The sequence below is a fragment of the Corynebacterium meridianum genome (genome assembly GCF_016342265.1).
Taxonomy (GTDB): Bacteria; Actinomycetota; Actinomycetes; order Mycobacteriales; family Mycobacteriaceae; genus Corynebacterium; species Corynebacterium meridianum.
Genome location: NZ_JAEIOS010000009.1, coordinates 147,990 through 173,064, shown reverse-complemented (window position 1 = coordinate 173,064; position 25,075 = coordinate 147,990). Strand labels below are relative to the sequence as shown.

23 protein-coding genes and 1 riboswitch are annotated in these 25,075 nt (G+C 68.7%); of the genes, 17 read left to right on the top strand and 6 right to left on the bottom strand.

The window, feature by feature from the left end:
* Positions 1–32 precede the first annotated feature (32 nt).
* Together JDV75_RS00820 and JDV75_RS00815 are read right to left on the bottom strand one after the other, a co-directional pair.
* A complete protein-coding gene (locus JDV75_RS00820; protein WP_198737365.1) occupies positions 33–2,066 on the bottom strand; it encodes a maltotransferase domain-containing protein in 2,034 nt (677 codons plus the stop codon).
* 201 nt (positions 2,067–2,267) lie between these two features.
* Positions 2,268–3,014: an iron transporter gene (locus tag JDV75_RS00815; RefSeq protein WP_198737364.1), complete on the bottom strand. Its 747-nt coding sequence runs from the start codon at positions 3,012–3,014 to the stop codon at positions 2,268–2,270.
* A 217-nt stretch (positions 3,015–3,231) separates the two neighbouring features.
* Between JDV75_RS00815 and JDV75_RS00810 the strand changes: the two genes are divergently transcribed.
* The 8 genes from JDV75_RS00810 (at position 3,232) to JDV75_RS00775 (ending at position 11,932) form a co-directional block, all read left to right on the top strand.
* On the top strand, positions 3,232–4,089 hold the full coding sequence (locus tag JDV75_RS00810) for an ABC transporter ATP-binding protein (protein ID WP_198737363.1): 858 nt from the start codon (positions 3,232–3,234) through the stop codon (positions 4,087–4,089).
* The gene (locus JDV75_RS00805) at positions 4,090–5,277 is read left to right on the top strand and encodes a class I SAM-dependent methyltransferase (RefSeq protein ID WP_198737362.1); all 1,188 of its coding nucleotides are present in this window, start codon (positions 4,090–4,092) and stop codon (positions 5,275–5,277) included. It begins immediately after the preceding gene.
* 152 nt (positions 5,278–5,429) lie between these two features.
* On the top strand, positions 5,430–6,245 hold the full coding sequence (locus JDV75_RS00800; RefSeq protein WP_198737361.1) for an electron transfer flavoprotein subunit beta/FixA family protein: 816 nt from the start codon (positions 5,430–5,432) through the stop codon (positions 6,243–6,245).
* A gap of 50 nt (positions 6,246–6,295) precedes the next feature.
* A complete protein-coding gene (locus JDV75_RS00795) occupies positions 6,296–7,255 on the top strand; it encodes an electron transfer flavoprotein subunit alpha/FixB family protein (RefSeq protein ID WP_198737360.1) in 960 nt (319 codons plus the stop codon).
* Positions 7,256–7,259: 4 nt separating this feature from the next.
* Entirely contained in the window at positions 7,260–8,396 is a 1,137-nt protein-coding gene (locus tag JDV75_RS00790; protein WP_336244264.1) for a cysteine desulfurase family protein, read from the top strand.
* Positions 8,397–8,527: 131 nt separating this feature from the next.
* Positions 8,528–9,682, top strand: a complete 1,155-nt coding sequence (locus JDV75_RS00785) for a hypothetical protein (protein ID WP_198737359.1) — start codon at positions 8,528–8,530, stop codon at positions 9,680–9,682.
* 118 nt (positions 9,683–9,800) lie between these two features.
* Positions 9,801–10,904, top strand: a complete 1,104-nt coding sequence (mnmA, locus tag JDV75_RS00780) for a tRNA 2-thiouridine(34) synthase MnmA (protein ID WP_198737358.1) — start codon at positions 9,801–9,803, stop codon at positions 10,902–10,904.
* Complete coding sequence (locus JDV75_RS00775; RefSeq protein WP_198737357.1) at positions 10,901–11,932, top strand: uroporphyrinogen decarboxylase/cobalamine-independent methonine synthase family protein; 1,032 nt, start codon at positions 10,901–10,903, stop codon at positions 11,930–11,932. The genes mnmA and JDV75_RS00775 overlap by 4 nt, the downstream gene beginning before the upstream one ends.
* On the opposite strand, the gene JDV75_RS00770 is transcribed toward JDV75_RS00775, so the two are convergent.
* Complete coding sequence (locus JDV75_RS00770) at positions 11,929–12,192, bottom strand: LuxR C-terminal-related transcriptional regulator (protein WP_232958042.1); 264 nt, start codon at positions 12,190–12,192, stop codon at positions 11,929–11,931. The two genes, JDV75_RS00775 and JDV75_RS00770, sit on opposite strands and share 4 nt — an antisense overlap.
* A 389-nt stretch (positions 12,193–12,581) precedes the next feature.
* On the opposite strand from JDV75_RS00770, the gene JDV75_RS00765 reads away from it, so the two are divergent.
* Positions 12,582–12,983, top strand: a complete 402-nt coding sequence (locus tag JDV75_RS00765; protein WP_198737356.1) for a hypothetical protein — start codon at positions 12,582–12,584, stop codon at positions 12,981–12,983.
* Here the strand turns inward: JDV75_RS00765 and JDV75_RS00760 are convergent, their stop codons facing one another.
* Positions 12,984–13,655 (bottom strand): 3'-5' exonuclease, encoded by a 672-nt coding sequence (locus JDV75_RS00760; RefSeq protein WP_198737355.1) that lies wholly within the window; start codon positions 13,653–13,655, stop codon positions 12,984–12,986.
* A gap of 100 nt (positions 13,656–13,755) precedes the next feature.
* Here JDV75_RS00760 and ligA point away from each other — a divergent pair, with 100 nt between their 5' ends.
* Entirely contained in the window at positions 13,756–15,840 is a 2,085-nt protein-coding gene (gene ligA, locus JDV75_RS00755; RefSeq protein ID WP_198737646.1) for an NAD-dependent DNA ligase LigA, read from the top strand.
* Between the two features lie 31 nt (positions 15,841–15,871).
* On the opposite strand, the gene JDV75_RS00750 is transcribed toward ligA, so the two are convergent.
* On the bottom strand, positions 15,872–16,531 hold the full coding sequence (locus JDV75_RS00750; protein WP_198735669.1) for an ACT domain-containing protein: 660 nt from the start codon (positions 16,529–16,531) through the stop codon (positions 15,872–15,874).
* A gap of 583 nt (positions 16,532–17,114) precedes the next feature.
* On the opposite strand from JDV75_RS00750, the gene gatC reads away from it, so the two are divergent.
* Complete coding sequence (gene gatC, locus JDV75_RS00745) at positions 17,115–17,414, top strand: Asp-tRNA(Asn)/Glu-tRNA(Gln) amidotransferase subunit GatC (protein ID WP_198737354.1); 300 nt, start codon at positions 17,115–17,117, stop codon at positions 17,412–17,414.
* A complete protein-coding gene (gatA, locus tag JDV75_RS00740; RefSeq protein WP_198737353.1) occupies positions 17,415–18,908 on the top strand; it encodes an Asp-tRNA(Asn)/Glu-tRNA(Gln) amidotransferase subunit GatA in 1,494 nt (497 codons plus the stop codon).
* A gap of 91 nt (positions 18,909–18,999) precedes the next feature.
* On the opposite strand, the gene JDV75_RS00735 is transcribed toward gatA, so the two are convergent.
* Complete coding sequence (locus JDV75_RS00735) at positions 19,000–19,320, bottom strand: hypothetical protein (protein WP_198737352.1); 321 nt, start codon at positions 19,318–19,320, stop codon at positions 19,000–19,002.
* An 88-nt stretch (positions 19,321–19,408) separates the two neighbouring features.
* Positions 19,409–19,630, top strand: a riboswitch (cobalamin riboswitch).
* A 114-nt stretch (positions 19,631–19,744) separates the two neighbouring features.
* Here JDV75_RS00735 and JDV75_RS00730 point away from each other — a divergent pair.
* From JDV75_RS00730 to JDV75_RS00710, 5 genes are all read left to right on the top strand, one after another.
* Positions 19,745–20,782: a FecCD family ABC transporter permease gene (locus tag JDV75_RS00730; protein ID WP_336244263.1), complete on the top strand. Its 1,038-nt coding sequence runs from the start codon at positions 19,745–19,747 to the stop codon at positions 20,780–20,782.
* The gene (locus JDV75_RS00725) at positions 20,782–21,549 is read left to right on the top strand and encodes an ABC transporter ATP-binding protein (RefSeq protein ID WP_198737350.1); all 768 of its coding nucleotides are present in this window, start codon (positions 20,782–20,784) and stop codon (positions 21,547–21,549) included. The genes JDV75_RS00730 and JDV75_RS00725 overlap by 1 nt, the downstream gene beginning before the upstream one ends.
* 40 nt (positions 21,550–21,589) lie before the next feature.
* Positions 21,590–22,708, top strand: coding sequence for an ABC transporter substrate-binding protein (locus JDV75_RS00720; RefSeq protein ID WP_198737349.1), 1,119 nt, complete (start codon positions 21,590–21,592; stop codon positions 22,706–22,708).
* Positions 22,709–23,015: 307 nt separating this feature from the next.
* Positions 23,016–23,771 carry a MerR family transcriptional regulator gene (locus JDV75_RS00715; protein WP_198737348.1) on the top strand — a complete coding sequence of 252 codons (756 nt, stop codon included), beginning with the start codon at positions 23,016–23,018 and terminating at the stop codon, positions 23,769–23,771.
* Positions 23,768–25,060, top strand: a complete 1,293-nt coding sequence (locus JDV75_RS00710; protein ID WP_198737347.1) for an MFS transporter — start codon at positions 23,768–23,770, stop codon at positions 25,058–25,060. The genes JDV75_RS00715 and JDV75_RS00710 overlap by 4 nt, the downstream gene beginning before the upstream one ends.
* Positions 25,061–25,075: the final 15 nt, after the last annotated feature.

Here is a 25,075-nt window from a genome sequence, read left to right as displayed (position 1 = left end):
GCTGCAGGGTACGCGGACCCCGGGGCGGGATACTAGGCCCGGTAGCGGTCGATCCGACGCCAGGCGAGCTGCTCGCGGAGTTCGGGTTTCACCGTGGGCAGGACGAGGAGATGCGCGACGTTGTTCCACGGCTCGAGACGGACGTAATTGTGCTCGCCCCAGAGGTAGTCGGCACCGCTGATCTCATCGTGGACGTCGAACATCGCGCCCGGTTCGAGGCCCAGCCGTTCGAGGTCGAGGTGCACCGTCGTCTCCACCGCGTTGTAGGGGTCGAGGTTGACCACCACGAGGACCGCGTCGCCGGAGACCGGATCGACCTTCGAGTAGGCGATGATCTGGTCGGAGTCGGTGGCGTGGAAGTCGAGGATCCGGAGCTGCTGCAGGGCGGGGTGCTCCCGGCGGACCCGGTTGAGGGTCCTGATGAACACCGAGAGTGAGTCGCCGGATTCTTCCGCGGCGGCGTAGTCCCTGGGACGGAGCTCGAACTTCTCGCTGTCCAGGTACTCCTCGCTGCCGGGCTTGAGAGCCCGGTGCTCGTAGAGCTCGTACCCGGAGTAGACGCCCCACAACGGGGACATCGTTGCCGCGAGGACGGCCCTCAGCGCGAACATTCCGCGCCCGCCGTACTGCAGCGAGGCGTGCAGGATGTCCGGGGTGTTGACGAAGAGGTTCGGACGGCAGACGTCCGCCATCCGGGAGAGCTCCTCACCGAACTCGGTCAGTTCCCGCTTCGTGGTCTGCCAGGTGAAGTAGGTGTAGGACTGGCTGAATCCCGCCTTCGCCAGACCGTACAGGCGGGGCCGACGGGTGAAGGCCTCGGCGAGGAAGATCACCTCCGGGTGCTTCTCATGGACGGCGTTGATGAGCCATTCCCAGAAGTTGGCGGGCTTGGTGTGCGGGTTGTCCACGCGGAACGTGGTGACGCCGTGGCCCACCCAGAACAGCACGACGCGGAGTATCTCCCGGTAGAGCCCCTCGGGGTCGTTGTCGAAGTTCAGGGGGTAGATGTCCTGGTACTTCTTCGGGGGATTCTCGGCGTAGGCGATCGTGCCGTCGGGCAGCACCGTGAACCACTCGGGGTGCTCGGCGGCCCAGGGGTGATCCGGGGCGCACTGCAGCGCGAGGTCGAGGGCGACCTCCAGACCGAGTTCCTCCGCGCGGGACACCAGTGTGTCGAAGTCGGCGATGGTTCCCAGCGCGGGGTGTACGGCGTCGTGGCCACCCACGGTGGATCCGATGGCCCACGGTGAGCCGACGTCCTCAGGGGTGGGGGTCAGGGTGTTGTTGCGTCCCTTGCGGTTGATCTCACCGATGGGATGGATCGGCGGGAAGTAGACGGTGTCGAAGCCCATCCCCGCGACACGGTCGAGCTCGGCGGCCGCGGTGGCGAACGTACCGTGCACCGGACGTCCCTCCTCGTCGACTCCACCTGTCGACCGGGGGAAGAACTCGTACCAGGAGCTGAACAGCGCCTTCGGGCGTTCGACCTTGATCTTACGGGTGATGCCGCGGGTCAGCAGTTCGCGGAGCGGATGCTTGTCCAGGAGGTCGACGAAGTCACCCTCGAAGGCTGGGGCCACGGCCTCGGCGGGGGAGAGGTCCTCGCGACGTAGACTGTCGACCACGGACGCGAATTCGGGACGCCGCTTCTTCGGTGCTCCCTCCGCGGCACGGAGGAACAGGCGCGCACCGATCTCGAGATCATTCGCCAGTTCAGCGCGGGTCTGGCCGGCGTCGATCTTGGAGGTCACCGCGTGCCGCCAGGTGGCGACCGGGTCCGACCAGACGTCGATGCGGAAGGTCCACATCCCCGGGGCGTCCGGGACGATGACGGCGTTGACCTGGTCCTGGTCGTGCGGGCTGGTGTGCATCGGGATGCGGACGGTGCGCCGAAAACCGGGGGAGGTCTCGGGACCGCGGACGTTGAGGGTCGCGGAGAGGGCGTCGTGTCCCTCGCGCCATGCCAACCCGGAGATCGGCACCACCTCACCGACCACGGCCTTCGTGGGGTGGCGACCCCCGGAGATCACGGGGCGGACATCATCTAGGCCAAGGCGATTCGTCACAGTTTCCTCATTCATGGTTGTCCGGATCGCACCGGCTGCGGCCGGTGGACGGTGGATCGACGGGTACCGCGGTTGATCCACCCGTACACGACCGAGTCTAGTGGAGCGCTCCCTGATGCACCCGCCTGATTCCCGTCCCGTTCACGCGCAGCCCCGGACACCTTGTCGGGTGCCCGGGGCTGCGCGTGAACGGGGGAGGATCTAGGAGTTGTCCGCGACCGGATCATCCACGATGCACTTGAGCTGTTCGCCGGTGTAGAGCATCTCCATCGTGACGGTGATCGGCTTGAACCATTCGTGCTCCTTGACACCGGTCCTGCGGTCGATGTGCAGCGGATAGTTCTCCGGGGCCTCCACCTTGAGTGTCAGGGTGAGGTGCGCCGGGTCGTCGAGCGTCCCGACCAGGCCCTTGGATTCGGCGGTCCGGGGGATGTTCGTTCCGTAGTGTGAGCCGTCGACCGCGTTCATCTCCATGAACTTGCCTGACACGACCTCCTTGCCGGCCGCGTCCGTGATCGTGTAACTGATCCTGAGATCCGCAGGGGTCTCACCGACGGCCCAACCGTAGTCCTCGCCCTTCTCGTTGGTCTTGACATCCGCTTCGATGTGGGCGATCGAGTCCCTGTACGAGGGCATGCTGTCGCCGTTGTTGTTCATGTAGGCGGGCTGGAAGTACGCCGCATCGATGTCGAAGGGGCCAGCGGTCGTGGAACCGATCGGGATCTCGTGGTTCTCACCGTCGTCCTCCGGGGTGCCGCACACGGAGGCCTCCAGGCGGGGGTCCGCGGTCTGTTCACCGGACTGCCCGGAGGTCGCCGTGGCGGGTGCGGTGGTGGATTCTCCGGTGGACCCCCCTGTGTCGTCCGAACTGCAGGCTGTCAGTGTGGTTGTGATCGTGGCGGCGGCGACGGCGATGGCCGCAGCCTTCCTCATCAGGTGCTTGTTCATGTCTTCTCCCTGTGGAAAATGGTGGATGGTGGTCCCGGTCGGGACAGAGGGAGGCGAGGTGTCTCAGGCGACCCGGCTCGGAGGAACCATGGAAATCGGGACCAGATCCCTGAAAAGGGACCGCCCGAACAGGGTTGATGATAGGTTTGGCTCACCTTCGAGTCAAAGGGGTGTACGGTTTCCACCCCGGACGTGGCAGACGCCGAACCGGTTCCGGATGGTCCATGATGGAGGGGTGACTGTGAATGAGACCGAAACCGATCTGGACCTGCTCATCGACTTCCGCGACGTGTCCTTCATCCGCGACGGGGCCACACTCGTCGGGCACGTCACCTGGCAGGTGGAACTCGACGAGCGGTGGGTGATCATCGGACCGAACGGCGCCGGGAAGACGACACTCCTCCGGATGGCGGCGGCCGAGGAGTACCCCTCCGAGGGAGTCGCCTTCATCATGGGTGAGCGCATCGGGCGCACCGACATGCGCGACCTCCGCGCCATGATCGGGGTGTCGTCCGCGGCCCTCGGCAACCGCATCCCTCCTGCCGAGGAGGTCGGGGACCTCGTGGTCTCCGCGGGCTACGCGATCCTCGGCAGGTGGCGCGAGGAGTACGACGAGCGCGACCTCGAGCAGGCGCGCACCATCCTCGAGCAGGTGGGTGCGTACCACCTGCAGGGGCGCACGTGGGGGACCCTCTCGGAGGGGGAGCGCAAGCGTGTGCTCATCGCCCGGGCACTCATGACCAACCCGGAGCTCCTGCTCCTCGACGAACCCGGGGCCGGTCTGGATCTGGGCGGGCGCGAGGACCTCGTCGGGCACCTGGGTGAACTCGCGCTCGATCCCGACGCCCCGGCTATCGTGATGATCACCCACCACGTCGAGGAGATCCCCGCCGGCTTCACCCACGCTATGCTCCTGGACGAAGGGACGGTGGTCGCACAGGGCCTCATCGACGACGTCCTCACGAGCGGGAACCTCACACGCGCGTTCCACCAGCCGATCCAGCTCGACCGCATCGACGGCCGGTACTTCGCCCGACGTGCACCCCGCGCCGGGCGGGGGAGCCACCGGAAGTAGATGTCGTACACGCTCCAGGAGGTCGACTTCCTCCGGTCCCACCGCCCGGAGATAGCGGACGCCACCGCGGAACTCGCGCTCACCCGCAGCAGCCTCATCGCCGACACCGAGGTGCTGCGCAGGCACTTCGGCGAACACGCCCGCGCCGTCACCGAACTCGTCGCCGCGCGCCGTTCGACCACCGGCAAGCTTCCCTCCGACTGGCTCATGTGCGGTGAATCCGCCCAGCAGGCGACCCCTCCGGTCGTCGCCGCCGTCCGGGCTCGGAGGATCGCAAAAAACCTGGGGGCCGGGGCGCGGGTGCATGACGTGACCTGCTCCATCGGTACCGAACTACGGCCGCTGGCCGACGCGGGACTCACCGTCACCGGATCCGACCTCGATCCCGTCCGGGCCCGGATGGCCCGGGTCAACACCGGTTCGGCGGTCGCGGTCGCGGACGCCCTCGCCCCGCCCCTGCGCCCGGGAGCCGTCGACGCCGTCGTGGCCGACCCCGCACGCCGGGCGGGAGGTCGCCGTATCACCCGCCCCGATCAGCTGCTCCCACCGTTGCCCGACCTGATCGCCGCGCACGCAGGGACCCCCGTGGCGGTGAAGTGCGCACCCGGGTTGGACTTCAGCGGATGGGACGGGCCGGTCAGCGTCGTCAGCGTCGACGGTGGGGTCAAGGAGGCATGTCTGTATTCTCCGGCCCTCGGGGAAGGGGAGCACCGCGAAGCCGTGCTCATCTCCACGTCACCGGGAGAGCACCCACACATCGATCGGATCACCGACCTCTCCGGGGACGGTGACGGGGAGAGCCTCGCCGGTCCACCCGGCCGGTACATCATCGACCCCGACGGTGCCGTCGTCCGGGCGGGACTCGTCCGTCACTACGCGCTGCGTGAGGGGCTGTGGATGCTCGACGACCGGATCGCCCACCTCACCGGAGACCTGATACCGGAGGGCCGGACCGGATTTCCATTCATCGAACAGGTACCGCTGAAGAAACTGAAGGCCGCTCTCCGGAAACATGGGTGCGGGTCTCTGGAGATACTCGTGCGGGGCGTGGACATCGATCCGGACCGACTCCGCCGAAACCTCAAACCCGCCGGTGAACGACCCATGGCGGTCGTGGTGACCCGGATCGGTTCGGCCGGTGTCGCCCTGGTCTGCGGACCCCGTACCGACGGCGTTGACCGTACCTGACAGGTTGTTCGCCCGGTGGCGACGGGAGCCTCCACGGCGGCTAGACTGGCGGCCAGCCTGGGACCCGTGATCTCGCCGCTCTGACCGGAGAGACGATGCACGGGTGACCACGAAATCCGATACACCTGAAAAACAAGGAAGGCCCACACCGCATGCCCACGATCGTGGTACTGGTCAAGCACGTCCCCGACACCTGGTCGCAGAAGAAGCTGGCCGAGGACTTCACCCTCGACCGCGACAACGTCGACGAGGTCATCGATGAGATCAACGAGTACGCCGTCGAACAGGCGCTGAAGATCCGTGAGACGGACGCCGACGCGGGATGGCGGGTCGTCGCCCTCACCGCGGGAACCGGTCGGGCGGAGGAGGCACTGCGCAAGGCACTCGCCATGGGCGTCGATGACGCCGTGCTGCTGTCGGATGAGGGAATCGCCGGTTCGGATCTGCCCGGAACCGCGTGGTCGCTCACCTGCGGTATCGATGCGGCGATGTCCGCGCTGGGGCTCGACGACCTCAAGCTCATCGTCACCGGAAACCGCTCCTCGGACGGACTGATGGGCGGGATGGCCGGGATCCTCTCCGAGTACCGCACCATCCCCGCGCTGACCCACCTGCGCAGCGCCACCGTCAGCGCCGCGGAGGGGACCGTCACGGGTGTCCGGGAGACCCCGCGGGGTGAGTTCGAGCTCGCCGCCACCCTCCCCGCGGTCATCTCGGTCACCGACCAGGCCGACCGTCCCCGGTTCCCCAACTTCAAGGGCATCATGGCCGCGAAGAAGGCCCAGATCACGCGCCTGTCCCTGGCGGACACCGCCGTCACCGCGGAACAGGTCGGGGGAGCCCACGCCGCGACCGCGGTCACGGCCGCCGCCGAACGCCCCGAGCGCAGCCAGGGTGAGATCATCCGCGACAACGGCCAGGCCGCCGTCGCCATCGCCGACTTCCTCGAGTCCCGCAACCTCATCTAGTCGCACGTCCCGCCCCGCAGATCCACGCAACCCCAGGAGTAGAACCCGCAATGTCCCACGCATACGTACTGGTCGAGCACACCGACGGCGCGCTCGACGAAGTCACCGCAGAACTGATCACCGCCGCCCGCGCATTCGGGGCCGTCAGCGCCGTCGTCGTCGGAGCCCCGGGAACCGCGGCTCCGCTGGCCGAGGCCCTGGCCGCGGCGGGTGCCGACCAGATCGTCGCCGCCGAGGGCGCGGACGTCGGCGAGCGGCTCGTCCTCCCCGCGGTCGATGCCCTGTCCATCCTCGCGTCCTCGAACCCCGCCCCCGTCCTCGTTCCCTCGTCACCCGCCGGTGACGAGATCGCCGCCCGCCTCGCCGTACGCCTGGGTTCCGGGGTCCTGTGCGACGTCGTCGGGGTGAACGCCGACCGCACCGCACAGCAGTCCATCTTCGGTGACACGATCTCCGTCACCGCCGCCGTCGGCGGCGAGTGCCCCATCTACGCCGTGCGCGCCGGAGCCGTCGACGCGGAATCCCGTCCCGGGGCCGGGGAACTCGTCACTCTCGAACTGCCCGGCGCAGGGGAGAAGGACGTCCGTGTCACCGGATTCACCCCCGCTGAACGCGGCGAGCGACCCGCCCTCGCACAGGCGAAGATCGTCGTGGCCGGTGGCCGCGGTGTCGGGTCCGCCGAGGGGTTCACCGACATCGTCGAACCACTCGCCGACGCGTTCGGCGGAGCCGTCGGTGCCACCCGTGACGCCATCGACCACGACTGGTACGGCGGCCAGTACCAGATCGGCCAGACCGGTGTGTCCGTCGCACCTGACCTCTACATCGGTCTCGGCATCTCCGGCGCCATCCAGCACAAGGCCGGCATGCAGACCTCCAAGACCATCGTCGTCGTCAACAACGACGAGGACGCGCCCCTGTTCGAGATCGCCGATCTCGGCGTCGTGGGGGACCTGTTCAGCATCGCCCCGGCACTCACCGAGGAGATCAAGCGCCGCAGGCAGGGATAGTTCCGTGCCGGAATCGCTGCACTACCTCGACCACGCCGCCACCGCCCCGATCCGCCCGTGCGCCGTGGCTGCGTGGGCTGATACCGCGCGACTGCTCAACCCCGGCGGCCAGTACGCGTCCGGGCGTCTCGCCCGGGCGGCCCTCGAGGAAGCCCGGGAACGGATAGCCCACGCCCTCGACTGTGAGCCGATAGAGGTCATCTTCACCGGTTCAGGTACCGAGAGCTGCAACATCGCCGTCCAGGGGCTCTGGCGTGCCGCGGGTCGGGGAAGGATCATCTCCACCCCGATCGAACACCCGGCCGTCGCGGAGACGGTCAAGGCACTGGCCGGGGAAGGCGCCGATCCCGACCTGCTCCCCGTGGGACCCGATGGCGTGGTCGTCCCCGACTCGCGGCTGGACACACGGGCGTCGCTGGCCACGTGCATGTGGGCCAACAACGAAACCGGTGCGATCCAACCCGTCGCCGAGATCTGCACCCGCGCAGCCGCCGCCGGGACCCCGGTGCACGTGGACGCGACGCAGGTCGTCGGGCACCTGCCCGTGGACTTCGCTGCCCTCGGTGCGACAACACTCGCCGCGGGGGCACACAAGTTCGGCGGGCCGCGCGGGGTCGGGCTGCTCATCGCCAGACGCTCACCCGCGCCGGTACCGGTGTTGTTCGGCGGTGGACAGGAACGAGGCATCCGACCCGGAACCGCCAATGTGGCCGGTGCCGTCGCCACGGCCGAGGCCCTCACCGAGGCTGTCTCCGAATTGAGCGGGGCCACCACCCGTATCACCGAACTGCGCGACCGGCTCCAGGCCGGGATTCTGGACCGCGTCGACGATGTCCTGGTCCACGGCGCGGAGGTCGAACGGCTTCCGGGGCACCTGCACCTGTCTTTCCCCGGTGCGGAGGGGGACAGCCTCATCATGCTGCTCGACAACGCGGGCATCGCCTGTTCCACCGGTTCCGCCTGTTCCGCCGGTGTGAACCGTGCCAGCGACGTGCTGCTCGCGATGGGTGTCAGCGAGCACGACGCCCGCGGGGCCGTGCGTTTCACACTCGGTCCCACGAGCACGGACTCCGACGTCGACAAGGTTCTCGAGGTCATCGCCGACGTGGTCGCCCGGGCGAGGCTCGCGGGGATGGCCTGAGTGGTCGGACCGCAGCCCGGGCAGTGGGCGTATCCCGACGGTGGCGCTGCTCCTCCCGGTCGCGGGATCACCACCGCCGGGGAGCTGTAGCATGGACCCGTTCCACGGTCCTCGATGAACGGAGAACAACGTTGTCAGCCCTGAACGACCGGCATGCGCTCATCCGCTCTTTCACCGCGGTGGTCTTGCCCCTGAGTTTCGCCACCGCGTGTTCCACGGGGCCGACCGACACCGCCCAGCCGGCTGAGACACCGACGACGGTGTCTCCGTCCCCCGGAGATTCCCGGTTGTTCGTCGTCGCCGGAAATGACGGTTCGACCGAGACGATGGACGTCGCCACCGACGGCACCGTCACCGTCCTCACCTCCGCCCCGGGATCGGTCAGTCCCGGGATCGTCCGCCTGGCGGACGGGGCCGTCGCCGTCGCCGACTCATCCGGAGCCACCGTCTTCGCCGCCGATCTGAAGCAGATCGCCCACGCCGAAGGCGACTCCACCGGCTTCGTCACACATGCCGTCGGTTCTGCGGACGGGGACACCGCCGCCTTCGCCTATGCCGTCGGCGACGGCCAGCACCCGGACCGGCACCTCATCGTCACCGTGTCCACGGACGGGACGACCTTCAGCACCATCTCGAACTCCGTGCCGGTGGGCCTGACACAGTGCGCCGACGGGCACGTCTCCTGGCTGGAGGCCGCCTCCCCGGCACCGAGCTTCGACGGCGGGGAGCTCGGCAGGGATGTGGCCGTCTCCCGCATCACGGCCTCAGGTCCGGCGGACATCCGTTCGGAGGTGCTCCCCGCCAGCCCCGCCCCGGTGTGGGGCCGTGCAGGCTGCGGCGATACGGCCAGTTGGGTGTCCGGCGACGGTACGGCGGTGACCGTTGAAGAAGGTGCGGCCACCCGTGCCACGGTCAGCACCTTCCGGCCCGCGTCCGAGGCACGGGGTAAAGACACCTCCGAGGGCACCACGGCCGACGGCTCGATCCACCGCATCAGCGCCGATGGGATCGTAGAGAGCTATACCTTCACCCCGGAACCCCGTTTCCACAGCGCCGATTCGGGCCCCGTCGGCATCACCGGTGCGACGGTCACGGGCGGCGGTGATGTCGCTCCGTTCGTCGTCACCTGGGACGGTGACCCATCGACGGGGTCGTTCTCCGCGACCGCGTTCGATCCCGACGACACCACGTGCACCCGGGACCTCGGACCGGTCACCCTCCCCGCAGACATGACGTTGCTGGCCGCGACGGTTCCGGGAGAGACGGAACTGTCCTGCGGGCGGTGAGTTTCACCCGGTTGGGATGATCCCCCCACGGCCCGCTACCCTGGGGCACGGCTCACCGCGCGGTCAGCGTGGTGCCGGGCCGTGAACGGGAACAGGGAGACACGGGAGGACAGCGACCATGCGAGTACTTGCGGCGATGAGCGGCGGCGTTGATTCCGCCGTCGCCGCAGCCCGGGCGAAGGCCGCCGGGCACGACGTCACCGGGGTTCACCTCGCGCTCTCCCTGGACCCGCAGACCGTCCGCGATTCCGCCCGCGGTTGCTGCTCGTTGGAGGATTCCGCGGACGCCCGGCGGGTGTGTGACGCGCTCGGCATCCCCTTCTACGTGTGGGACTTCTCCGAGCGGTTCCGCGCCGAGGTCATCGACGACTTCATCGACTCCTACGCCCACGGGGAAACCCCGAACCCCTGCCTCCGGTGCAACGAGAAGATCAAGTTCACCGCACTGCTGGAGCGGGGTGTGGCGCTCGGATTCGACGCTGTCGCTACCGGGCACTACGCCCGTCTCACGCAGCCGTGTGACGGTGGAGACGGCTACCTGCGGCGCGCGGTCGACCCGAACAAGGATCAGTCCTACGTTCTCGGGGTACTCGGTGCCGGCGAGATCAGCCGCTGCATGTTCCCGGTGGGGGACACCGTCAAGCCCGAGATCCGTGCCGAAGCCGCGGCGATGGGCTTCGCGGTGGCGAAGAAACCTGACTCCTACGACATCTGCTTCATCCCCGACGGCGACACCCAGGCTTTCCTCGGCCGCCACATCGGTCTGCGCCCCGGCATGGTCGTCGACGAGACGGGACGCGAGCTCCGTGACCACGACGGCGTCCACGCGTTCACCATCGGCCAGCGCAAGGGCCTGCGGCTCGGGGAGCCGGCCGCCGACGGACGGCCCAGGTACGTCACCGACATCGACGCCGCCACCGGGATGGTCACCGTCGGGCCGCGGGAGAAACTCGCGGTGTCGGTGATCCACGCGGACCGGCTGAAGGTCCTCCATCCCGGCATGGCCGGTGAGTTCGACTGTGAGGTGCAGGTCCGCGCCCACGGCGGGGTTGTGCCGTGCCGGGCCCGTGTCGACACCGACGGCGACAAGATGGAACTCGCGCTCTGCGACCCGCTCTCCGGTGTCGCCCGTGGGCAGGCCGCCGTGCTCTACCTCCCGGACCCGGGCGGGGACATCGTCATTGGCTCCGGCACGATCTGTGGGACGGAGTCGGCCGGATGACCGGCGACCGTGCTCGTGGATTCGGTCTCGGCCCGATGCCCGGTACGGACATGGCGGCCGCGGCCGAGATCGTGCTGGGGGAGACCGGGCAGCTCCCGGCGTTTCCCGAACTACCGGGCCGGGGAGTGGGGTCCGATCCGGTCGGACGCACCGCGGCGCTCTTTGAGGGGCTGCAGGTGGAACCGGGGCCGAGGGCCTGGCGCCTGTGCGCCAGGCCGCAACTGCTCACGCGGCGTTCGAGGGACCTCATCGAGGCTGATCTCGACACCTGCGGGGATGTCTGGGGGACCGGAATCGGGACGTTGAAAATCCAGGTGACGGGACCCTGGACGCTCGCCGCCGCGATCGAACTTCCCGACGGGCACCGGGCGATCACCGACCGGGGCGCCCTGAAAGACCTCACCGGTGCCCTGATCCACGGAACGCTCGACCACGTCGCCGAGGTTCAACGTCGGTTCGGCTCGGCTGTCGTGGTACAGGTGGACGAGCCCCTGCTCGCCACCGTGTGTCGGGGAGGTCTGTCCGGAACATCCGACTACGAGACGATTCGCGCCGTTCCCGTCCCGGAGGCCGCGGAACGGTTGCGCGCGCTCAACGGAGAACTGCGGGACGCCGGCGTGCCGGAGGTCCTGCTCAACCTCACGACGGCGCCACCGATCTGGGATGTCGTGGGTACCTGCCGTGCGGACACCGTTCTCCTTGATCCGCGGCACGTCACGGGCGCCGAGCAGCTCGACGGTCTCGGGACCGCCGTGTCCGAGGGGACCCGTGTGGGGCTGGGGGCCGTACCCGTCTACCCGGCAGCAGTGCTGGCGTCCGGGGATCTGAACGAGCACTCGCGGGACATTGCGGTACGGATCGCCCGTCTCTGGGATGAACTGGGACTGCACCGGAACCAGCTCACCTCGATGGTCGACGTCCATCCCCGGGCGGGCCTGGCCGCTGTGCCCGGAGACGTCGCGGTCCGTGCTCTCGCCGCATCTCGGATCGTAGCCGGGATGCTCGTCCGGGACGCCGGCGACCTCTAGTGGGTCTCCTCCAGGAAACCGTCCTCGAGCATCCGCGCCCGCATGGCGGACTTGGTTCCGGCGTCTCGCCCGAGTGCATGGTACTTGTTCCGGATATTGGTGACGTGGCTGCGGACGGTGTCCTCGCGGATGGTCAGGACCCCTGCTGCGACGGCCTTGGAACTGGACCTGAACCAGGTTCGGGCCACCTCGACCTCCCTCCGGGTCAGCCGGGGCGCGGAACGCATGGTATCGGGGGTTGAATCCAAGATCTGGGTCATGATGGATCCTTCTTTTTCACCGAGCTGGTCGACGTGTGGGCCGGGAGCAGTGATGCTGCCCGGCACTGATCGTGACACCCCGACGGCGGGGTTCCAACCCATCAATTCCCAGGGGAAGGAACCACGGTGGCTTCGTCGGGGAGGCGGTCGCGTCCCGTAGGAACCGGAAATCGGCAGGCAGGATAGTTTTGTTTCCGCAATGGTATTTCCGGGGGAGAAGATGGTGTCGTCTTCGATCCATCGGAATCGGGGGTTGGTTCCGGATCATGAAAACACCCTCTCCCACCCCCGTCCGCCGCGCGAAGGTCGCGTGGCCGGTGAATGAGCCTGGCCCTAGACTGGAGGAACCGTCCACCCGTACCCGGACCCCGCAACAGAAGAGGAAGAACATGAGAACTCTCCGCAGCGTCGCAGCGATCGCAGCAGCCACCATCCTGACCGGAGTCCCACTCGCGGCGGGTACCGCCACAGCAGACCCGATGCCCGCACACGGGCACCGGACCGCCGACGATGCCGTCGCGCATCTCGGGGGAACGGATTGCGGTCAGATGCGGGCGGACGCGATGTTCACCGGCTGGGTGACCACCGACCTGCTCCGGCACGGAACCTACGACATGTACGCGCGGATGTTCCGGTATCCCGAGGCGGACGCCCGCAGGATCTCCGATGCCGCTGTGGCCCGTGCCCGGGAATGCGGCGCTGTCGTCGACGCACCCGCGCTCGGTTCGGCCGGTGCGGGTGCGCTTGTCGCAGGTGTCTGGGACACCCTCCACATCGGGACCCGGATCTGATCAGCCCCGCATCGGCCACGAGGTGTTGATGTCCGAGGCGTCGCGACCGCGGCCCTCGAAGTAGCGCTTCAGGCTGGTCTGTGAGTTGTGGTGCCAGACCGCCTGGTTCTCCATGAGCTCGTCGGCGTCCATGGACACCAGCTCGGGCCATTTGCGCGCCTGCACCCACGCCACGCGAGCCGCGGCGACCGCATCGGACGTGGCCTCGTGCGCGTTGTCCAGGCGGACCTTGTAGTGCTCGCAGAGGGATCCGAGTGTCCGGCGGCCCTTCCGGTAGGGATCCTTCGCGCGGTCGATCACATAAGGGTCGAACACCGTTCCGGTGACCGTGAAGTCTCCGGTGAGTTTCCGCAGTACCGTCAGGTCGTAGGCGGCGTTGAACACGATCAGGGTCAGCCCCTCCGACCAACCCCTGCGGATGCGTTCCACGGTCTCCGCGAGGACCTCGTCGTGCGGGCGACCGTGCTCGCGGGCGTACTCGGTGGTGATTCCGTGGATCTCGGCGGCCTGCGCGGGAATCTCCACCCCGGGATCAGCCAGCAGCTCGACGGGGTCGACGTTCCCGCCCTCGATGCGCACCATCGCCGAGGTGACGATGCGGGCCTCGATGGGGTTCGCCGATGTGGTCTCCAGGTCGAAGGAGAGCATCGCGGAGGGATCGAAGTTCGTCATGCCACAACCCTAGACAACACACCGGCGATCCGTGTCCGACGGGGCGACAGGCCGCGTCCCGCGGGCCGTTAGACTGGCACCCGTGACTCAGAGCGACAGCATTCCCGAAGAAGGGACCGGATCCACGGCGGGTGGTGACGACGCCGGACTCCGCAGGCGGTGGTCCGAACTCGCGGATAAGATCCGCCACCACCGGGACCTCTACTACAACGGCCAACCGTCCATCCCGGACGCGGATTTCGACGCGATCTTCCGGGAGCTGCAGCAACTCGAGTCCGAGCATCCGGAACTCGCGGTGCCGGACAGCCCCACCATGGAGGTCGGGGCACCGGTCGCCGAGACCTCGAGCTTCGCCAACGTCGAGCACCCGGAGCGGATGCTGAGTCTCGACAACGTCTTCGACACCGGCGAACTTGACGACTGGCTCACCCGCACACCCGCCGCCAGGTACCTCACCGAGCTCAAGATCGACGGACTCTCCATCGACCTCGTCTACCGGAACGGACACCTCGAACGGGCCGCCACCCGCGGCGACGGGCGGATCGGTGAGGACATCACCGCCAACGCCCGGGTCATCGACGACATCCCGCACGTGCTGACCACGACCGCTGACCACCCGGTCCCCGATCTGCTCGAGGTCCGGGGTGAGGTATTCATCGCGGTCGAGGACTTCGCCGAGGTCAACGCCCGTCGGATAGCCGACGGCGGCAAACCCTTCGCCAACCCCCGGAACGCGGCCGCGGGTTCCCTGCGCCAGAAGAACACCGCGGACGTGCGCAAGCGTCGCCTGCGGATGATCTGCCACGGAATCGGCGCGGTCGAGGGATTCACCCCGCGGTCGCAGTATGACGCGTACCTCGCGCTCGCGGACTGGGGGCTGCCGGTCTCGCCGTACACGAGGGCCGTCGGGTCCGTCGCCGAGGTCCACGAGCGGGTCCGGTACTGGGCGGAACACCGCCATGACGCGACCCACGAGATGGACGGGGTGGTGATCAAGGTCGACGATCTCGCGGCCCAACGTGCCCTCGGCTCGACATCGCGCGCACCCCGCTGGGCCATCGCCTACAAGTATCCGCCCGAGGAGGTCACCACCCGGCTGGTGGACATCCAGGTCGGCGTCGGCCGCACCGGCCGGGTCACGCCCTTCGCGGTGATGGAACCCGTCCTCGTCGCCGGATCCACCGTCTCGATGGCGACCCTGCACAATCAGACGGAGGTGCGCCGCAAGGGCGTGCTGATCGGCGACACAGTCGTCATCCGCAAGGCCGGGGAGGTCATTCCCGAGGTTCTGGGCCCGGTCGTGGAGAAACGCGACGGCACGGAACGTACGTTCGTGTTCCCCACACTCTGCCCCGAGTGCGGGACCCGGCTCGCCCCGACCCGCGCCGAGGACGCCGACTGGCGCTGCCCCAACTCCCGCAGCTGTCCCGGCCAACTGTCCGCACGCCTGACCTATCTCGCGGGTCGTGGCGCCTTCGACATCGAGGCACTCGGGGAGAAGGGGGCGATCGACCTCATCCGCAGCGGGATCCTCACCGACGAGGCCGGGCTCTTCGCGCTCACCGAGGAATCACTGGCCCGATCGTCGGTCTACACGACGAAGACCGGGAAGGTGAACGCCCAGGGACAGAAGCTGCTGAAGAACCTGCGGCAGGCCGCGGAACGGGTCGAGCTGTGGCGCGTGCTCGTCGCACTGTCCATCAGGCACGTAGGTCCCACCGCCGCGCGGGCACTCGCGTCCAGGTTCCGGTCCCTGGAGGCGATGCGTTCCTCGGATGTCACCGAGCTCGCCGAGACCGAGGGAGTTGGCGAGGTCATCGCCCGGAGCTTCCTCGACTGGTTCGAGGTCGACTGGCACCGCGCGATCGTCGACGCCTGGGCGGAAGCCGGGGTAACCATGGAGGATTCCGTCGAGGATCTCCCCGAGCAGACCCTGGCCGGGTTGACCGTGGTCGTCACTGGGTCGCTCGAGAACCACACCCGCGACAGCGCGAAGGAGGCGATCATCTCCCGGGGCGGAAAAGCCTCCGGTTCGGTGTCGAGGAAGACCGATTTCGTGGTCGTCGGGGAGAACGCCGGATCCAAGGAGACGAAGGCTCGGGAGCTTGGTCTGACGATCCTCGACGAGGCGGGCTTCGACCTGCTTCTCGCGGGCGGGGTGGAGGCGGTGGCGGCCGGCGACTGAGCCGCCGCCACCGGCGCGTCCACCCGGGGGATTACTTGAGGATCGAGCCGATGATGTCGCCTAGATGCCCCAGGTGCTCGACCTCGCTGGCGAGGAAGTCGGGTCCACCGGGGCGTCCGACGACGAGTGCCAGGCTCGTACCACGGATCGGGGTGGCGGCGAGCGCCGAGTCCAGCAGAGCCCAGGAATCCGGGATCCAGGTGTCCCGGTCAGGGTCGAGGACGCGGGCTGTCCCGATCGTCGTCTGGGGGTTCGAGCCGTCGTCCTCCGGCGCCGCCTGCGACGCGGCGATCCGGTTGAGTCGGGGTTCCGTGTCGACGACGACACCCCACCCGGACGTCATCGTGCGGGGGAGAACGGTGACCAGCTCGGTCATGGCCCGGTTGATGTTCCGGCGGTGTCGGGCCACCAGCGCGAGCATCTCGATCTGACCGCGCCGGTCGACTGTCCCGGAGAACGGGCGGATGGAGTCGACCTGGACGCCGTCCACCTGTTCGGCTGCGCTGATCAGCGAATCCGGGAGCAGCGTCGGGGGAAGGGAGACGACGATGTCGTCCATCGCGGTGCCGTCCGGGAACGTCGATACGACGTCGACGGACTGGATGTTCCCCTCCACCAGGCCGAGCGCCTCCGCCAGTTGGCCGAGGCTTCCCGGGACGTCGGGCAGGAGCACGCGGAGGAGGTAGGACATCGTCAGCAGGTGACCTTTCGCGGGTTGTCGTCGTTCTTCCGTGGAGTGTGACCGGGGTGGGCCCCAGCTGGAAGGGTACCCGGCACAGCCGGAGCGGTGCGCGGCCCGGAGGGCGGGCACCGGTTCAAAGGGACAACGCCCACGGCCCCACCGAAGTTCCCGGGGGAATTGGCACGTGAGTGGCGCGAGCGCATGTCCACCAGCGTTTCCCCCGGTCACCGCGACGGTGTCCCGGGCGTTCGACGAATTCCCGACTGCTTTCGGTGGGCACCGGTCCGGGTCCGTGCTCCCATGCTCCGCCAGGGTACGTGAAACCGCATGACCCAACCGTCGATGCCGCCGTCCGGACCATCCGGGAACCGGTATCCAGGTGGGGCGGTGGCGGAGATCCGGGCAGGCACCCGTCCGTCCCGGCCGGTTCCCGCAGGCTGGGCGGAGGACCTCTCGGGTCCGTGCGTTAGAGTGGTGGGCACACAAAGCAACGGACGTACCGGTCCCTGTCCCGCGCGGCCCCTCGATGCCGCCGGAATCACGGGAGGGTGCGCTCCGACGTGACGAAGACGTGAAAAGAGGAAGCACAGACGTGTCCCAGATTTCCCGTGAAGAGGTGGCACACCTCGGCAAACTGTCCCGGTTGGCCCTCACAGACGAAGAGCTCGACGCCTTCGTCGACCAGATCGACGACATCATCGCCAACGTCAGCGCGGTCCGGAGCGTCGACGCCTCGGACGTCGAGCCGATGAGCCACCCCCACGCCATCCAGACCCCGATGCGCGAGGACGTCGTACTGCCGACCCTCTCCGCCGAGCAGGCGCTCGACCAGGCGCCCGCCGTCGAAGAACAGCGTTTCCAGGTTCCGCACATCCTCGGGGAGGAAGACTAGATGACCACCGATCTGCGCTACACCGCCTCGGGCGATGAACTGACCAGGCTGACCGCCGCCGAGCTCGCCGGGAAGATCCGCTCCCGTGAGGTCACCTCCGTCGAGGTCACCCGCGCGCACCTCGACCGCATCAATGCCGTCGACGGGGACATCCACGCCTTCCTGCACGTCGGTGAGGAGGCGGCGTTGGCCGCCGCCGCCGAGGTGGACCGTGCCCTGGACGCGGGCGAGAAGCCGGTGTCCGCACTGGCCGGTGTCCCGCTCGCGCTGAAGGACGTTTTCACCACGACCGACGCCCCCACCACCTGCGGTTCTAAGATGCTCGAGGGCTACATGAGCCCCTACGACGCCACGGTCACGGGGCGGATCCGTGCCGCGGGCATCCCGATCCTGGGCAAGACCAACATGGACGAGTTCGCCATGGGCTCGTCCACCGAGAACTCGGCATACGGCCCGACCCGCAACCCCTGGGATCTGGAGCGCACCGCCGGTGGTTCCGGCGGCGGCAGCGCCGCAGCCCTGGCCTCCGGTGAGGCTCCGCTCGCCATCGGCACCGACACCGGCGGTTCCATCCGACAGCCGGCCGCGCTCACCGACACCGTCGGCGTGAAGCCCACCTACGGCACCGTGTCCCGCTACGGGCTCGTCGCCTGCGCCTCCTCCCTCGACCAGGGCGGCCCGACGGCCCGCACCGTCCTCGATACCGCGCTGCTGCACGAGGTCATCGCCGGCCACGACCCCTTCGACGCGACGAGCGTCAACCGTCCCGTCGCCGATGTCGTCGGCGCCGCCCGTGCCGGGGCCTCCGGTGATCTGAGTGGCGTGAAGATCGGTCTGGTCAAGCAGTTCGACCGCGAGGGATTCCAGACCGGTGTCCTCGACTCCTTCCACGCCGCCGTCGAACAGCTGAAGAGCCAGGGCGCGGAGATCGTCGAGGTTGACTGCCCGCACTTCGACGAGGCACTCGGAGCCTACTACCTGATTCTCCCGTGCGAGGTGTCCTCCAACCTCGCCCGTTTCGACGGCATGCGTTACGGCCTCCGCGAGGGGGATGACGGCCAGCGTTCCGCCGAGGAGGTCATGTCGCTGTCCCGCGCCGCCGGGTTCGGCCCCGAGGTCAAGCGCCGGATCCTGCTCGGCACCTACGCCCTGTCCGTCGGCTACTACGACGCCTACTACCTGCAGGCGCAGCGGGTGCGCTCACTCATCGCCCGGGACTTCACCCGCGCCTACGAGCGGTGCGACGTGATGATCTCCCCGACGACGCCGACCACGGCGTTCAAGCTGGGGGAGAAGGTCTCCGACCCGATGGCGATGTACAACTTCGACCTGTGCACGCTGCCGCTGAACCTCGCCGGTGTGTGCGGTATGTCGCTGCCCTCGGGTCTCGCCGCGGACACCGGGCTACCCGTCGGTCTGCAGATCATGGCCCCGGCGTTCGCCGATGACCGCCTCTACCGGGTCGGCGCAGCGTTCGAGGCCGGTCGGGGCTGAGGCTCCCTCAGACCGTCCGCGCGAAAAGAGAGAGGGGCGGGTACCCGGATCCGGGTACCCGCCCCTCTCAGCGTGCCAGCGGTTGGTGGGCCTAGTCGCGGTCGCTCGCCAGGTACGCGGTGGCGGCTGTTGCGCCGGTGACGGTGAGGACGGCGGGCCAGGAGCCCATCTTCTTCGCCAGGGGATGTGAGGCGCCGAACGCCCCGACGTAGAGGGCGGTCAGGGCGGTGGCCGTGGCGGGCCCCTTCTTCGCGGCCCAGCTACGGGCCGCCCAGACGCCCGCGGCGCCGAGCAGCACCCCACCGAGGGGTCGGATCCCGGTCTCGCGGGCGGTGATCCACCCACCGATGAGCCCGGTGGTGACCACGGCTGCTGTGTTGACGTCTTCGGCCTTCTTCAGTGTCATGTCCATGCCCACCACCTTAGAACGTGCGCACTCGCGCGGGGGAGATGTGAGTGAATCTGCTGCGGTCACCGGCCACCCCCTGTTAAGATTTCAGGGATTCTTCCAGTGAGCCGGTCGGGCAGCAGTGCCCGCGAATGAAGAGGGAACCCGGTGTGAATCCGGGACTGGCGCGCAGCGGTGAGAGAGAAGTCCACGGAGTGTGACCGACCGCCCCCCAGGGGTGTCGGGGTCACTGGCGGTTGATGCCGCCGGGAAGGCCGGCTTCGTGGGACGGTGATCCTCGAGTCCGAATACCTGCCGGCTCAGCTAGTTCAGAGGTCCGTGCCGCGCGATCCGGTGCACCCAGATGGCCCGGGTAATTCCGGGCGAGGAGCGTCAGCGTGACTTCCTTCCGTCACAACTGTCCCACGCGCCCCGGAGAGGGCGCCGAGTGTTCCGACGTGTGAGAACCCCCCTGCTGTTCCTGATCCTCATCGCGGTCGGTGCGGCCAGCTTCGTCATCTCCCTGACCTTCGGGTCCGTCGAGTACAGCCGTGACGAGGTGTGGACCGTGGTCCGCGCGCATCTCGGCGGCGGAGTCGGTCCCGATCCCGCCGTCGACGCCATCGTCTGGCAGCTCCGCGCGCCCCGGGGGCTGCTCGCCCTGATCGTCGGCGCCGGGCTCGCGGTCTCGGGGGTCGCCATGCAGACTCTCGTGCGCAACCCCCTCGCCGATCCCTACCTGCTTGGTGTGTCCGCGGGCGCGAGCGTCGGGGCCACCGCGGTGATCACCCTCGGGATGTTCAGCTCCTTCGGCGTGTGGGCGCTCTCCGGCGGTGCACTCGTCGGGGCGCTCGGGGCGACGGCCACGGTGTACGCCGTCACCGTGATCCAGGGCGGCATCACGCCCCTGCGGCTGATTCTGTCCGGCGTGGTGCTGTCGTCGGCGTTCTCCGCGATCGCGAGCTTCCTCGTGTTCCGCTCCCCGGAATCCAGGGCCGCACAGTCGGTGATGTTCTGGATGCTCGGTTCCGTCGCCGGCGCCCAGTGGGACCGAGTGGTCCTGCCCCTCGGTGTCGTGGTCATGGGGGTCGTGATCCTCATGTCGCTGTCCTCCCGGCTCGACGCGCTCGCCGCGGGCCCCGACACCGCCGCCGCGCTCGGGGTGCGGGTCGGGTTGCTCCGTCAGGCGCTGTTCTTCATCCAGGCGCTCCTGGTCGGGGCGATGGTCGCGGTCTCCGGGGGAATCGGCTTCGTCGGTCTGGTCATCCCGCATCTGGCCCGGCTCATGGTCGGTTCCCTGCACATCCGGCTGCTGCCCATCGCCGCCGCGACCGGGGCGGTGTTCCTCCTCTGGGTCGACGTGCTGTCCCGGGTGGCGGCGGCACCGCAGGAGATACCGCTCGGCGTCGTCACCGGAGTTCTCGGAGCACCACTGTTCCTGCTGCTCATGGGGCGCAACAGGTACCGCTACGAGGGGCACAGCTGATGTCGGAGATGAAGATCCACGCGCTGGACTGCGGCATCGGGCGTACGACGATCCTGCGGAACGTCACCTGGGCAGCAGAGCCGGGCACCATGACAGCCATCGTCGGCGTCAACGGCGTCGGGAAATCGACGCTGCTGCGGTGCCTGGCCGGAATCACCCGCCCCCACTCCGGCGAGGTCCAGATCGACGGTCGGAACGTCCACCGGCTTCCACCCCGGAAACGGGCGAAGCTGGTCACGTTCGTCGGACAGGAGGAGACCCCGCCCGGGGATCTCACGGTCGGCGAGACGGTGGCCCTCGGCAGGCTGCCGCACCGGAGACCCTGGGAGTTCGGCGGCCGCTGCGAGAACGAGATCGTCCACGACAGCCTCGCGCTCGTCGGAATGGAAACCGAGATCGACCGCCCGTGCGACCAGCTGTCGGGAGGGCAGCGCCGACGCGTCCTTCTCGCCCGGGGCCTGGCCCAGGAGACCCCGGTGATCCTGCTCGACGAGCCGACCAACCACCTCGACGTCCACCATCAACTGCACCTTCTCGGGGTGCTGCGATCGACGGGCCGGACGGTGATCGCCACCGTCCATGACCTCGATCTCGCGATGGTGTACTTCGACAGCGTCGTCCTGCTGCACGGGGACGGCGTCCTCGCCGCCGGTCCGTCCGGGCAGGTGCTCACCCCGGAGCGGATGCGGACGGCCTTCGACGTCGGGGCCCTCATCGCGGACCTGGATCAGGCGCGCAACCCGCACCTGATCGTCGACACCCTCTGACCGTCCGAATACCACCCACCATCCAACCAAGGAGAACACCATGAAGAACACGACCAGGGCGCTCATCGCCGTACTGGCCACCTCAACCCTGCTCGCCGGATGCTCCGGAGGAGACTCCGGCACGACCGACTCAACCGGTACGACAGCGGGCGACGCGAAAGCCACGGCGGCGGCCGGCACCGGAGCGGCAGAGGGACCGGTGACCGTGGAGAACTGCGGCACCGAGGTCACCTATGACGCCACCGAAAAGCTCTTCGTCAACGACGGCAACATCATCGCCACCGTCCTGTCCGCCGGCGGCCGGGACAGGATCGCCGAGGTCAGCTCCGTGCAGCGCGACCGTGACATCCTCGCCGCCAAGTACGGAGCCGACGTCGTCGACGGACTGAAGGACGTCGCCGAGAAGTACCCCTCGCTCGAGCAGATCGTCGCCGAACAGCCGGACATCTACGTCGCCGGCTGGAGCTACGGCCTGTCGGACGAGAAGAACATCACCCCCGACTCCCTCGCCGACCGGGGCATCGGCACCTACATCCTCACCGAGGCGTGCCGCCAGGAGGGCACCGACGCCCGCGGGATCGTGGACCCGTGGACCTCCGTGGAGACCGACCTCGCCAACATCGGCACAATCGTCGGGGACCCGGACACCGCCCAGTCCGTGATCCGGGACCAGAACGAACGCCTGAAGGCACTGGAGGACGCCCCGCAGCCCGAGAGCCGCCCCGTGGTATTCCTCTTCGACTCCGGCACGGACGCCGTGTTCACCTCCGGGCGTTTCGGCGCCCCGGAGTCGATCCTCGACGCCGCCGGCGCCGAGAACGGGGCACACGACGTCGAGGACACCTGGGTCCAGGTCAGCTGGGAGAAGCTCGCTGATTCCGCACCCGACGCATTCGTCTTCGTCGAGTACCCGGGACAGGAACTCGACGAGAAGATCGAGCTGCTGCGCACCAACCCGGTGACCCGCGACCTGCCGGCCGTCAAGGAGAACAGGTTCATCAACCTGCCCTACGCGATGTGGACCGCGGGCCCGCTGAACATCGACGCCGCCGAGCACGTCCGAAAGGGCCTGGAGCACCTCGAGCTCGTCCCCGCGTCCGACATCGTCCCCGAGCTGAAGCTGCCGGCGTCCGTCCCGGGCCAGGAGTACTTCAGCTAGGGACACCGTCCCGCGGACGGAAGGTTCGTATGTCGCGTCGTCCACGGGGCGGCCGGGAACGATACCGGCCGGCGGTGGGCGGTTGATCCGCACACCGGACCCGGCCACCGCGCGGTCGATCGCGTCGGTGTTCCCGACGGCGGGGTGTGCGGTCCCGGCGTTCACGGCCTGATCGGGCGACATCAGGATCACTCCCGCCCGGCCGGGCCCGTCCACCGTCCGTACGGTGGTCCTGCGGGGACCGCCAGCTTGGAGGGGGCGACGGACACTTGCGGCTGCCGCAACGGCAGCGCCTAGGCTCGGGCCCATGACGATGCTGACAATCAGCGAACTCGCTGCCTTCGCGGGGGTCTCGGTGCGGACGATCCGGCACTACCACGACATCGGGCTCATGCCGCCCGCCGGCCGGGACAGTGCGGGGCGACGGATTTACGCCCCGTCCGACGCCGTACGGCTCGCCCGGGTCAGGTCCCTCGCCGAGGCGGGATTCACGTTGACGGACATCCTCGAGGTGCTCCCCGTCGGCGTCTCCGAGGTGGACACCGGGGTCTTCACCCGGGTCCGGTCACGGGTGGCCGAGCGTCTCGCGGAGGAGGCGAAGGTGATCTCCGGCCAGCGCAGACATCTCGCCGGGCTGAAATCCCCGGAACTCGTCGGGCTGTCCGACGGGAACGCGGCGCTGTTCCGCCGGTGGCGGGAGATCGGGGTCGCCGAGGAGTTCATCCGTGCACTCGGCCGGGTGTGGGTGGTCTACCGGACGGTGTTCCCGGACACGTTCGACGACGGCGTCCGGTGGGCGACCGAGGCCCTCGAGTCCGCGGAGTACCGGGTGCTGCTGCGCGACGTCAGCCACCTGTGGACGGTGGAGCCGGACGATCCTCTCGTGGTGGAGACCGCCCGCCGGGTGGCCGACTACATCCGACGGCTCGACGAGGAGGAACTCCGGAGGGGAGAATTCCCCGCATCGGTGGTGATCGACTCCGTCATGGAGGACATCCCTCCGGCCCTCATCCGATTCAACGAACTGGTCGGACAGCTCACGGGCACGGAGGTCGCACGATGACGACCGGAACCCCGGCGCGGCACCGCGCCTCCGCGTGGCTGTACCTCTCCTCCGCGGGGCTCTCGCAGTTCGGCAACTCCATCGCGCTGATCGCCTGGCCGTGGCTGATCCTCGAACGCACCGGGGACCCCGCCGCCGCGGGAACCGTCGTCGCGGTCACCGCGGTCGCCGGGCTGATCGTGTCCTTCATCGGGGGTCAGCTGATCGACACCCTCGGGCGCAAACCCATGAGCGTGATCTCGGACGTGATCAGCGGACTGTCCATCGTCGCTCTCATCGCCGTCGACGCCTCCCTGGAACTGACGCTCGCCTGGTTCATCGGGCTCGCCGTGTTCGGTGTCGTCGGTGACGTGCCTGGAATGGCCGCCAGACAGTCCCTGCTCGGCGACGTCTCGGCCACGTCCGGGGTGTCCCGGGACAGACTCGCCGGGATCATGCAGACACTCGTGGGTGTCGCCGCGCTGATCGGGCCCGCACTCGGAGGCGTACTGATGGCGGTGCAGCCGGTGATCACGGTGCTGTGGATCACCGCGGGCTGTTCGCTCGCCGCCGCAGCGTTGACCACCACCGTGCGGGTGGCGCACACCGGCGGCTACGCGGGGGACACGGACCCGGATGTCCCCGACATGAGCGTCGTTCGCCAGTGGCGCGACCTCCTCACCCACCCCATCGTGCGTCTTCTGCTCATCATGGAACTGGTGTCCACCATGCTCGTCGTCCCGTACCTGGTGATCCTGCTGCCCGCCCACTACCAGTCCGTCGACGCACCGGCCGTGATGGGGGCCGTGCTCGCCACCTACGCCGTCGGATTCGTCGTCGGTGGCGGGCTTGCCACCGTGCTCGGCACCCGGCGCCGACGGACGCTCTGGGCGACCACCGTCGGCCTGTTCACCCTGGCTTTCCTCTTCCTGGGCGGACTCGGAAACGATCCGCTCGTGTTCACCGGTATGGTGCTCGCCGGAATAGGAGCCGGGCTCTTCGGCCCACTGCACCTCGTCCTGATCACCGAGACCGTCCCCGACCGGGTGCGCGGGCGGACGCTGTCGCTGTTCACCGCGGCCGGAAGCCTCAGTCAGCCGGTCGGGCTCACCGCGACCGCACCACTGATAGCCGCCTTCGGCATCTACCGCACGGCCCTCGGCATCGGTCTCAGTTTCCTCCCCTTCGGCGTCTGGTCCGGGATCCGCGGAGTCCGGACCGTGCCACCGGCACAGCCTGAGGTCGACCCGGGGCCCGGGACCGGAAACGACCGGGGGGCAGCGACAGCGGAGGACGCGGAACAGCTGTAGTCGTAGGATGGGCCG